A 9,962-nucleotide genomic window follows, 5' to 3' on the forward strand; every position below is an offset into this window, starting at 1 on the left:
GACGGCGCGCTCGGCGCGGAACTGCTCGGCGCCTTCAAGCGCTTGATCGAGAACCCGATGAGCATGCTGGTGTAAGCCTGCAGGCCTCGATCGGGCTTGCTCTTACGCCTGTGATCACCGACTTGTCAGGGCGGCAGCTCGCGCGAATCCCGGCAAGTGCTTGAAGCCGCCGCTATTTCGTTCCACATCGGGCGCAATGAACGGCAAGATGCGGGAATGGTTTCGGAATTGGCGGTGGGCCTTGGCCGCATCGCTATTCCTGCATGCCCTGATCGCAGCGTTCCTGTTCCTTGGCTCGACGAGATCCGAGCAACAGCCGGACCAGCAGGAACAGCCGGTCAACGTTGCGATCGAGCCGCCGCCCGAGCAGCCCAAGCCGAAGCCCGCTCCAAAGCCGCCGGAGCCGACGCCTGAAAAGAAGGCTGAAAAGCCGCCCGAGCAGGCCGTGCAAAAGCCACCGCCTCCGCAGCCGCCGAAACCGCAGGACATCCCGGTTCTGAAACGCGTTTTCCAGTATGGCGAGAAGGATACCGGCCCGGAGAAATCTCTTAACGGAGGCAGCGCTCCGGCCAATGCGCCGTCGCCAGCCCAGGACGAACCCGGGAAGCCGCCGGTCGCGCCGAAGCCTGCGCCCAACCAGCCCGCTCCTGCAACGCCTGAGCAGCAGGCGGATTCCAGCAAGGCTCAGGAGAAGCCGGCAACCGCCGCGCCGGACGAAAAACCCGCGCAAAGCGAGGAGAAGCAGGCGACCGAGGACACTGACAAGCCGCAGCCCGACAAACAACAGGCGGCGCCACAAACCACCGAAGAGCAGCCGGTCGCGCCACCGAAGCCGTTGACCGCCGAGACCGGTGACAAGCCCGCGCCTCAATCCTCAATCGAAAAGGCGAAGCCTAAACCTTCCAAGGCGATGAAGTTCAAATCCGCAAGGGCCTTGAGGGCGCCAAGCGGGAACCCGGGAAGGTCGACCTCCGCCGACAGCGAGGCTGCGGGATCGCCGATCTATTCCGGCCTGCCCGGCGTCAGAAAGCTTTACTCGCCGGGTGCAACCGGCAACGCGCTGGCCACGAGTTCGATGGAGAGCGTGCCGCGCGATCAGCGCGTTGCCAATCTTTGCGCCAACGTCCTGAACCAGGAATTGCAAAGCGCCGACTACTCGCCCAAATGGCTGCCGACCATTCCCCTGAAGCAAGGCAATGTTCTCAACCCTCCGCAAGCCGCCTTCAGCACGACAACGCAATGGTACGATCTGAGCTTCCGCTGCGAGGTCGACGCCGATGCGACGAGGGTCCTGTCCTTCAACTTCCGTGTGGGAGGAGTGGTCCCGCCCGGTGACTGGACTCGTCGTCGTTTCCCCAGCCTCCGCTAGAGCATGATCCCGAAAAGTGGGAACCGGTTTTCGGAGAAGATCATGCTCTAACAAACATGATCCCGAAAAGTGGGAACCGGTATTCGGAGAAGATCATGCTCCAACAAAGCGTTAGCTCAGGCCGGCACGCCAAGCCCCGCCAATTGCCGCCCGACTTCGTGCCAGTCGGCGCAGACGAAATCGGCGCCGGCAGCCTTCAGCCGTGCGCCATGCTCGGGATAGGTATGTCCGCCGCCGGTGTAGCCGATCGCGATCATGCCGGCCGCCACCGCGCCCTGGACGCCAAAAGGCGAATCCTCGACCACGATGCAGTCAGCGGGCTTTGCGCCCATCTTCTCGGCGGCATAGAGGAAGATGTCGGGCGCCGGCTTGCCGTTCTTCACCATCGAGGAGGAAAAGATCGCCTCGCCGAAGAAGCGCGACAGCCCGGTCACCGACAGGCTGTGGTTGATGCGTTCGACCGAGGATGACGAGGCGACGCAGCGGTCGCCGGCAAGCGCGCTGAGGAACGGCGCGATCCCCGGCGTCGGCTTCAGCTCCTCGGAAAACAGCAGCTTGGTCTCGGCCCAGATGTCGCCGTCGGCGGCGGGCGGAAACTGATGGCCGGTGAGTTCCTTGATTTTGACGATGATGTCGGACTGCTTCATGCCGATGCATTGGGCAATGATGCCGCCATGGACGCCCGGCATGCCGTGCTTCTCATAGACGCGCTCATAGGCCCTGGCGGCCAGCGGCTCGCTGTCGACGAGAACGCCGTCGCAATCGAAAATCATCAGTCTAGGTTGCGCCACGCGCTTCTCCCGGCTCCTGTGCCAATGCGCACATCGCTATCGATAAAAAGTCAGATGTTCAATAGCAGGGCGGCTAGGTCCCCAACGCTTCAAAGCTGGCGCAGCGCCTCGCTGACCGGCGTGGATCCAAGCGCGCGCTGCATGGCCTGGCGCGACTGCGCGCGGTCGGGCGTGATCCAGTTGGGCTCGGCGCCGAGGAAGCGGTCGAGGAAGGCCACGGCATAGGCGGGCATTTCCGTGGCGTTCTCGCGGTAGGACCACCAGATGCGCAGGTCGTCGGCGCATTTGTCGATGCTGGGCGCCGTGCCGAATTCCTGCTCGTGCACGGCCAGGATCGCCGACACGCAGTAGTTGGTATAGAGGAAACCTTCCGGCCAGAAGCGCACGATTTCCGCCGTGCCGGCATTGGCCTCCGTCTCGATCATGTCGGTGAGGCCGGAAATCTCGCGCGCCGGCGCCTGCCGGATCAGCTCGCGCAGCACCAGCCCGGCGGCGAAGACGATGAAGTCCGCGCGGTCTATCGCCGCGAATCGCTTCTGCGCTTCCATGACTTCGATCCAGTCGAGGAAGGCGCGTGTCAGCTTGGCCTCGTCGATCTCGAAACGCACGCCGAACGTCTCGGACACCACCTTCGCGCTGCTGCGGAAGGTGGCGCGAAACCAGCGCAGCTGCCGCAGCCGGTGACGAAGGTCCGGCATAAGCGCGAGTTCGTGCCTGAAAGGCAGATCCATGTCTCATATCCCGTTTGGCGACAGGCTAGCACAGGCGCTGCCGATGCCGAAATCGGCCAGCCGCCTGTGGAGCGTTATGGCGGCTAATATAATACATGTTGACATTCGAGGAAACAAATGTTCTCACTTTCGGGTCATCTCGCCTCCGTCCAATATGTGCCGGAGAAAGAGACTCGGGAGGAAACCGAAATGGCGATCTGGCAGTGGGCGCTGCTTCTGCTTTTTGTTGTCTGGGCGCTGCAATCGCTCGGTGTCTGGCTGCAGATGCGGCATTATTCGGACGTCTTCAAAGGTGTCACCGGAGAGTTCAAGGACGGCTTCGTCGGCGCGGGCAATTTCCGCGGACGGCTGGCCAAGGGCACGATTGCGCTCGTCGTCGTGACGCCGGATCTCATCGTGCGCCGCATGATGGTCATGAGCGGTCGTTCGGTGCTGACCAAGTTCAAGCGACATGAAGAATTCGAGGGCATCCCCCTCGATCGACTCCGGTCCAACCCTGCGATCATGGGGGAGGGGGAACCCGGTGTGGCCGAGGCCGTGAAACGGGCGATCGAGCAGATCGACCGCGCGCGGTCGGAGCCGGGGAAGAAGCCGGGCCTGTCCGGCTTGAACGTAGCAAGGGCTTAAACGACACCGGCGGCCGGCTGGGAATGACCGGCAGGGGTCATAAGGAGGAGAAATGTCTGTAATTACATTATTGGCGCAGCATGCCGACCTGGCGGTGCACAACCTGCATGTGGCAGGCACCATGGTCTCGGACGCTGCCTGGCACGGCAAGCTCGGCGTCGGGCATGCCACCGATCATCTCGTGGTCCTCGCGCAGGCGACGACCGACAGCGCGCCGGTCACCGCCGACCAGCTGAAGGAACAGCTGAAGAACGTGCAGCAGGAAGAGCAGCTCGGCTGGCTGACCGCGATCGGCAAGTATTTCATCGGCATCTTCCAGAAGGGCGGCGAGGTGTTCGCCGGCTTCGTCACCGGCATCATTCCGACGCTGGTGGTGCTGATGACCGCCTTCTATGCCGTCACCGAACTGGTCGGCGAAGAGCGCGTCCACGGCCTGGCGCGCGGCGCCGGCCGCATCGCCCTGACCCGCTATACCGTGCTGCCGGTCCTGTCGGTGTTCTTCCTCACCAACCCGATGGCTTACACCTTCGGCTCCTTCCTGGAAGAAAAGCACAAGCCTGCCTTCTATGACGCGGCAGTGTCCTATGTGCATCCGCCGCTCGGCCTGTTCCCGCACATCAATCCCGGCGAATATTTCGTCTGGGGCGGCATGCTGGTTGCGCTGCTCGACCTCGAGAAGCGGGGCGTCATCGCCAACGGCTATCACGTCAAGGTGGCCATCTGGTACGCCATCGTCGGCCTCGTCGTCATCCTGCTGAAGGGCATCCTGACCGAGCGCATCACGGCCATCATGGCACGCCGCCAGGGCGTCGAGCTCTAAGGGCGGGAGGACACCATGGCCAAGACATACAAGGCAGTAAAGATTTCGAAGGGGTCCACCGGTTGGGGCGGCCCACTGGTCATCGAACCGACCGAACAGCGCAGCAAGGTCGTGTCGGTAACCGGCGGCGGCATCCATCCGGTGGCGCAGCTCATCGCCGACATGACCGGCGCCGAGGCCGTCGACGGGTTCAAGGCGCCGCCGATTGAAAGCGAGATGGCGGTCGTCGTCGTCGACTGCGGCGGCACCGCGCGCTGCGGCGTCTATCCGCGCAAGCGCATCCCGACCGTCAACCTGACGCCGGTCGGCCAGGCGGGTCCGCTCGCCCAGTTCATCACGGAAGACATCTACGTTTCGGGCGTGAAGCCGGCCAACGTCACAATGGCGGACGGTTCCGAAGCGGTCACCACTGCGGGGGGAGCGGCATCGATGAGTTCAAACAACAACACTGCATCCAGGGCGGCCGAGCCGTTGCCGAGTGAAGGCGGGATGATCGGCCTGATCAGCTCGATCGGCCGTGTCATGGGCCGCGTCGTCGGCATCTTCTTCAACTCCGGCCGCCGCACCATCGATCAGGTGATCCGCAACGTGCTGCCGTTCATGGCCTTCGTGACCATGCTGATCGGCCTGATCCTCTATACCGGCATCGGCGACGTGCTGGCACAACCGATGGGTCCGCTGGCCAACAACATCGTCGGCCTGCTGGTCATCTCGGCCATCTGTGGCCTGCCGTTCCTGTCGCCCATCCTGGGACCAGGCGCGGTCATCGCGCAGGTGATCGGCGTTGCCATCATCGGCCCGCAGATCGCCAACGGCACCATCTCGCCCGCAATGGCTCTGCCGGCGCTGTTTGCCTACAACACCCAGGTGGGCTGCGACTTCGTTCCCGTCGGTCTGGCGCTCGGTGAGGCCAAGCCAAAGACGATCGAAATCGGCGTGCCGGCGGTGCTCATCAGCCGCCAGATCATGGGCCCCGTCTCCGTGCTGATCGCATGGGTCGTCTCCCTGATCGTGTTCTAAGCCATCAAAAGTATCGAGGTTCGCCATATGTCGGTTCTTCTCAAGACACGGGTCACAGCAATAGGACCCGAAGTGGCGGACCTCGCCGAGGGCGGCGTGGTCATCCTGTTCGCGGATGGCTCGCCTCCCGAGCTGGCCGAGGTTTCGGTGCTTCACCTGACAGAGCAGGAGCCTAGTGAAGACGCGCCGCAAAAGGGCGCATCGATCACCCTCGGACCAGTGTCAGCGACGATAACGGCGGTCGGCTCCACCGCATGGAGCAAGGTCCGCGAGATGGGCCATGTCGTGATCTCCTTCAACGGAGCGACCGAGGCCGAAAGGCCGGGCGAGGTTTGCGCATCCGAAGTCGATACCGGAGCGCTTGTGGCCGCCCTTACACCGGGCGCTGTCATCACCATCGCCGCCTGATAATATCCGCGCTGTCTGTCGACGGCGCCCAAACCTAGAGTATTGCCATGGAACGCTCGACCATCGTCAGAGTGCACGAAGGTTTGCACGCCCGTCCCGCGACTCGGTTCGTGAAGCTCGCCAAGGCTTTCGAGTCCGACGTCGAGCTGGTCAAGGACGGCAAGGCGGTCAGCGCCAAGAGCTCGGTCAAGCTGATGCTATTGGCGGTCAAGGAGAACCAGGAAGTCACCGTGCGCGCCAATGGCGCCGACGCCATCGAAGCGATCGAGGCGCTGATAGGCTATCTGGAGAACCCGCGCGCCGGCCTCGACGATGAGGGCGACGCGGGCGAGGGTGGCCCGCAAGCAGCCGCGCCTGCGCCGGAGGCGACGCCCGTGGCTGCCGCGCCGACGGATGGAACACCCAAGCTCCAGGGTGTTGCCGCCAGCGAGGGCGTGGCGATCGGGCCGGCCTTTGCGCATTTTCCGCCGGAGATCGAGGGGCCGGGCAGGCGCCTGCAGGCCGACGAGATCGAAGGTGAGTTCGAGCGCTTCCGCGGCGCTGTCGCCAGCGTCCAGGCGCGCATGGACCGCACGCTAGCCGAGAACAATCTCTCCGCCGGCGACCGTGGCATTGTCGCGGCCCTGCGCGACATCGCCGCCGACGACAGCCTTACCGGCGAGGTCGAAAGGCTGATCCGTGGCGGTGACGACGCGGTCTCGGCGGTCATCGCGGCCGCGGCCACCATCGCCGCCGATTTCAGCGCGGTCGACGATCACTATCTCAACGCCCGGGCCGACGACGTCCATGCCGTCGGCCGGCAGATCTGCCTGGTGCTGCTCGGCCAGGACGAGGTCAGCCTGGAGACCATCCCGCAGGGCGCGATCCTGATCGCCGACGACATCGGCGCCTGGGATCTGGCGCGCGCGCCGCTGAAGCGCATCGGCGGCGTGATCTGCGGCCATGGCGGCGCCACCTCGCACATTGCCATCATCGCCCGCTCGCACGGCATCCCGGCGGTGCTGGGTCTCGGCGACAAGGTCAACGAGTTACGCACCGCCAAGGAAGTGGCGATCGACGGTAATGCCGGGCATGTGATCGTCGATCCGGACGAGGCCGCGCGGGCCGACTTCACCCGCCGCGTCGAGGCTGCGGCGCAGGAGCGCGCCGGCCTCAAAGTGTTCAAGGGCGTGACCCCGAAGCGCGCCGACGGCACGGTGATCGAGGTCGCGGCCAATATCGGCTCGCTGGAGGAGATCGAGGCGGCGCAGGAAGCCGGCGCCATGGGCGTCGGCCTGTTCCGCACCGAGCTGCTCTTCATGCGCCACATGCATCTGCCGTCCGAGGACATGCAGGCCGAGACCTATAGCGCCCTGGCCAAGGCGTTCGCGCCGCATTCCGTCATCGTGCGCACGCTCGACATCGGCGGCGACAAACCTATCGCCGGCATCGAATTCCCTGACGAGGAAAACCCTTTCCTCGGTTGGCGCGGCATCCGCATGTGCCTCGACCGGCCCGACATCTTTAAAAAGCAGCTGCGGGCGCTGCTGCGCGCCGCGGTTCACGGCAACATCAAGGTGATGCTGCCGATGGTTTCGGAAATCGCCGAAGTGACGCGCACCCGCGCGCTGGTCGATGAATGCGCGGCGGAACTGAAGGCAGAGGGCGTGCCGCATGCAAGCTTCGACCTCGGCGTGATGATCGAGACGCCGGCCGCCGTGCTGATCGCGCCGGCACTGGCGAAGGAAGTGGCGTTCTTCTCGATCGGCACCAATGACTTGACCCAGTACATCATGGCCGCCGACCGTCTCAATCCGACGGTGGCCAAGCTCAATGACGTCACCAATCCGGCGGTGATGTCGGCGATCGAGCTGACGGCCAGGGCGGGTGTCGCCGCTGGCATCATGGTGGGCATGTGCGGCGAGGCCGCCGGCCGTCCGGACCTGATCCCGGCCTTCGTCGGGATGGGCCTGACCGAGCTCAGCATGAGCCCTGCCTCGATCCAGCGCGCCAAGAAAACCATCGCGGCCATGGTGGCCGAACGATAGCGGATTCCCTCGCGGCGGTTACGTCAGATGCGCAAGCAGGGTGGCGAGAACCGGTGTCAGTTCCTGGACGGCATTGGTCTGGGCGCAGGCTTGCCGGATGCGATCCTCCCGCACTTCGGCGGCCAGCACCGCGATCTCGAGAATGTCGGGCTCGGGCGCGCCGTCCGCCTTGGTCGCCAGTCCACAGGCAAGCACCACCGGCGCAAGGCATCTGATGTCGAGAGACCGGTCGCCGGCGATCGCCGGACCTGTCCCGATCTCGCCAGGCTGGACCGGACGGTGGTTGAGGCATTCGACGAGCAGAGCCGCGCAAGCCGCGGCGACCTGATCCGTGGATGCCGCGTCCGCCGTCGCGCCGGCCAGAAGATCCGCGTGACGCTTGCGCATCGCGGCGTGCACGGCCGAAAAGCTCGCCTCGTGAACGCGCGGATTGTCGATGCCGTAACCGGCGAGAACCGCGCGGGTCAGATAATACATGTCACGCCTGAACTGACGTTCGCCGCCGATCTGCCGGTCTTCATCGCCCTGCGGGAAATAAGTCCGCAGGCTTTTTACGGTCGTGCCGTCGACCTTGAGCGGCCGGGAATGCGGAACGAAGGATTCGGCGATCGTCAGCGCCTCGTCGACGGCGCTCGCGGCATGGCCAAGCAGGCTGCGGCCCGGAAAGGGCGGCAAATTACCGGCGATATCGCGCAACGGATCGCCGGCGCTGTCGTGGCGGTTTTGGCGGATCGCGTCGCGCAGCTCCCGAAGCCGATCCTTCAGGTTGGCGCGGACATCTTCGGAAATTTGTCGCAACATCGCCAATTGCCTCGAAATGCTGAAGCCGGTCACGGCTTGGGGCGCCAGTCGCCCTCTCTAGATTGTTCGTCTCGATTGGTAGATCAATAGGCGATATTTAACCAGCATGCAGAATCGGCGAGGCAGCATCATCGCCGGACTTGGAGGGGAAATTGGGCAGGCGGCGGCAGGGCGAATCCGAAAACGGCAGGGCGGCGGCTGAAGCCTCCGAGCAGGTCGTCAGCGAAAGCCGGACCGACCGTCTCAGGATCCGCGCTGCCTGGATGTATTTCGTCGAGCAGATGACGCAAAACGAGATAGCCGACGTGCTCGGCGTCGGCCGCGTCACCATCGTGCGCATGCTTGCCGAGGCGCGGGCGCGCAACGAGGTGAAGATCACCATTGAAAGCGAGCTTTTGGAGATCGTGCGGCTGGAGCGGGCGCTGGAGAAGACCTTCGGGCTGCAGCAGGCGCTGGTCGCGCCGCTCACCGACCCCAACGCCGATCCGATCCCGGCAATCGCTGCCAAGACCGGCATGTTCCTGTCCGACGCGATGAAATCGGGCATGCGGGTCGGTGTCGGCTGGGGCGTGACGCTGTTCCATACCTTGCCCTTCATCAGCGCCAAATCGCTGGCAGATTTCAGCGTGATCTCGCTGCTTGGCGGCGTCGGCGTCGCGCGGCGTGTCAACCCGGCCGAGTTCGCCTGGCGCTTCGCCCAGATCTTCCAGGGTGACGGCTATCTGATGCCGACGCCGGCCGTCGTCGACAGCGTCGAGACCAAGATCGCGCTGGTCGAGCGTTGCGGCCTGCAGGAGATCTTCGAGATGGCCGATGCGCTCGATGCGGTCCTGCTGAGCGTCGGCGGCATCGCTTCGGCCACCACCTTCTCGCGCGGCGGCTTTCTCAAGGAAGCGGACCGCGAGGCCCTGCTGGCGCGCGGCGCCGTCGGCGACCTTCTCTTCCATTTCTACGACCGCAACGGCGATCTGGTCGACCATCCCGTCAACAGCCACGTGATGTCGGTCGATGTCGACCGCCTGCGCAAGGCGCCGATCCGCATCCTCACCTCCGGCGGCGCCGAGAAGACCGAGGCGCTGCTCGGCGCCATGAACCTGATTGCGCCGACCATCCTGATCACCGACGAGGAAAGCGCGCGCCGGATGCTGGCCTCGCATGAGGCTTAGCCAGCGAGCATAGATTCGCCGCGGACGGTTCGTGCTGCCTTCGCGCGGGATTTCGAGGATATAGATGGTCGGAGTGGCCGGATTCGAGCTTCATCCGGAGTCCGGATTCGTGACTCCTCGGTGGGAGGCCGCCTAAAGCATGTCTCCCGAAAGTGGGCCCGGTTTCGGGACAAAGACATGCTTAAAATCAAACACTTAAAGC

The 9,962-nt window shown here is 64.5% G+C and carries 10 protein-coding genes; 7 read left to right on the forward strand and 3 right to left on the reverse strand.

Going from position 1 to position 9,962, the window contains the following annotated elements:
• Positions 1 to 196 precede the first annotated feature (196 nt).
• Positions 197 to 1,369: a DUF930 domain-containing protein gene (locus RFM52_RS32390; RefSeq protein ID WP_320298076.1), complete on the forward strand. Its 1,173-nt coding sequence runs from the start codon at positions 197 to 199 to the stop codon at positions 1,367 to 1,369.
• 116 nt (positions 1,370 to 1,485) lie between these two features.
• On the opposite strand, the gene RFM52_RS32395 is transcribed toward RFM52_RS32390, so the two are convergent.
• The gene (locus RFM52_RS32395) at positions 1,486 to 2,160 is read right to left on the reverse strand and encodes an HAD family hydrolase (protein WP_320298075.1); all 675 of its coding nucleotides are present in this window, start codon (positions 2,158 to 2,160) and stop codon (positions 1,486 to 1,488) included.
• A gap of 89 nt (positions 2,161 to 2,249) precedes the next feature.
• Positions 2,250 to 2,891 carry a hypothetical protein gene (locus tag RFM52_RS32400; RefSeq protein ID WP_320298074.1) on the reverse strand — a complete coding sequence of 214 codons (642 nt, stop codon included), beginning with the start codon at positions 2,889 to 2,891 and terminating at the stop codon, positions 2,250 to 2,252.
• A 189-nt stretch (positions 2,892 to 3,080) separates the two neighbouring features.
• Between RFM52_RS32400 and RFM52_RS32405 the strand changes: the two genes are divergently transcribed.
• Genes RFM52_RS32405 through ptsP form a run of 5 tightly spaced genes read left to right on the forward strand, consistent with a single transcriptional unit; the run spans position 3,081 to position 7,793 of the window.
• Positions 3,081 to 3,518: a transcriptional regulator GutM gene (locus RFM52_RS32405; protein ID WP_320298073.1), complete on the forward strand. Its 438-nt coding sequence runs from the start codon at positions 3,081 to 3,083 to the stop codon at positions 3,516 to 3,518.
• 52 nt (positions 3,519 to 3,570) lie between these two features.
• Entirely contained in the window at positions 3,571 to 4,338 is a 768-nt protein-coding gene (srlA, locus tag RFM52_RS32410) for a PTS glucitol/sorbitol transporter subunit IIC (protein WP_320298072.1), read from the forward strand.
• Between the two features lie 15 nt (positions 4,339 to 4,353).
• Positions 4,354 to 5,358, forward strand: a complete 1,005-nt coding sequence (gene srlE, locus RFM52_RS32415) for a PTS glucitol/sorbitol transporter subunit IIB (RefSeq protein ID WP_320298071.1) — start codon at positions 4,354 to 4,356, stop codon at positions 5,356 to 5,358.
• 27 nt (positions 5,359 to 5,385) lie between these two features.
• Positions 5,386 to 5,766 (forward strand): PTS glucitol/sorbitol transporter subunit IIA, encoded by a 381-nt coding sequence (locus tag RFM52_RS32420; RefSeq protein WP_320298070.1) that lies wholly within the window; start codon positions 5,386 to 5,388, stop codon positions 5,764 to 5,766.
• Positions 5,767 to 5,813: 47 nt separating this feature from the next.
• On the forward strand, positions 5,814 to 7,793 hold the full coding sequence (gene ptsP / locus RFM52_RS32425) for a phosphoenolpyruvate--protein phosphotransferase (RefSeq protein ID WP_320298069.1): 1,980 nt from the start codon (positions 5,814 to 5,816) through the stop codon (positions 7,791 to 7,793).
• Between the two features lie 18 nt (positions 7,794 to 7,811).
• On the opposite strand, the gene RFM52_RS32430 is transcribed toward ptsP, so the two are convergent.
• Entirely contained in the window at positions 7,812 to 8,594 is a 783-nt protein-coding gene (locus tag RFM52_RS32430) for a hypothetical protein (RefSeq protein WP_320298068.1), read from the reverse strand.
• Positions 8,595 to 8,746: 152 nt separating this feature from the next.
• Here RFM52_RS32430 and RFM52_RS32435 point away from each other — a divergent pair, with 152 nt between their 5' ends.
• Positions 8,747 to 9,760, forward strand: coding sequence for a sugar-binding transcriptional regulator (locus RFM52_RS32435; protein WP_320298067.1), 1,014 nt, complete (start codon positions 8,747 to 8,749; stop codon positions 9,758 to 9,760).
• Positions 9,761 to 9,962: the final 202 nt, after the last annotated feature.

Origin of the sequence: Mesorhizobium humile (genome assembly GCF_033977215.1) — a bacterium.
Taxonomy (GTDB): Bacteria; Pseudomonadota; Alphaproteobacteria; order Rhizobiales; family Rhizobiaceae; genus Mesorhizobium; species Mesorhizobium humile.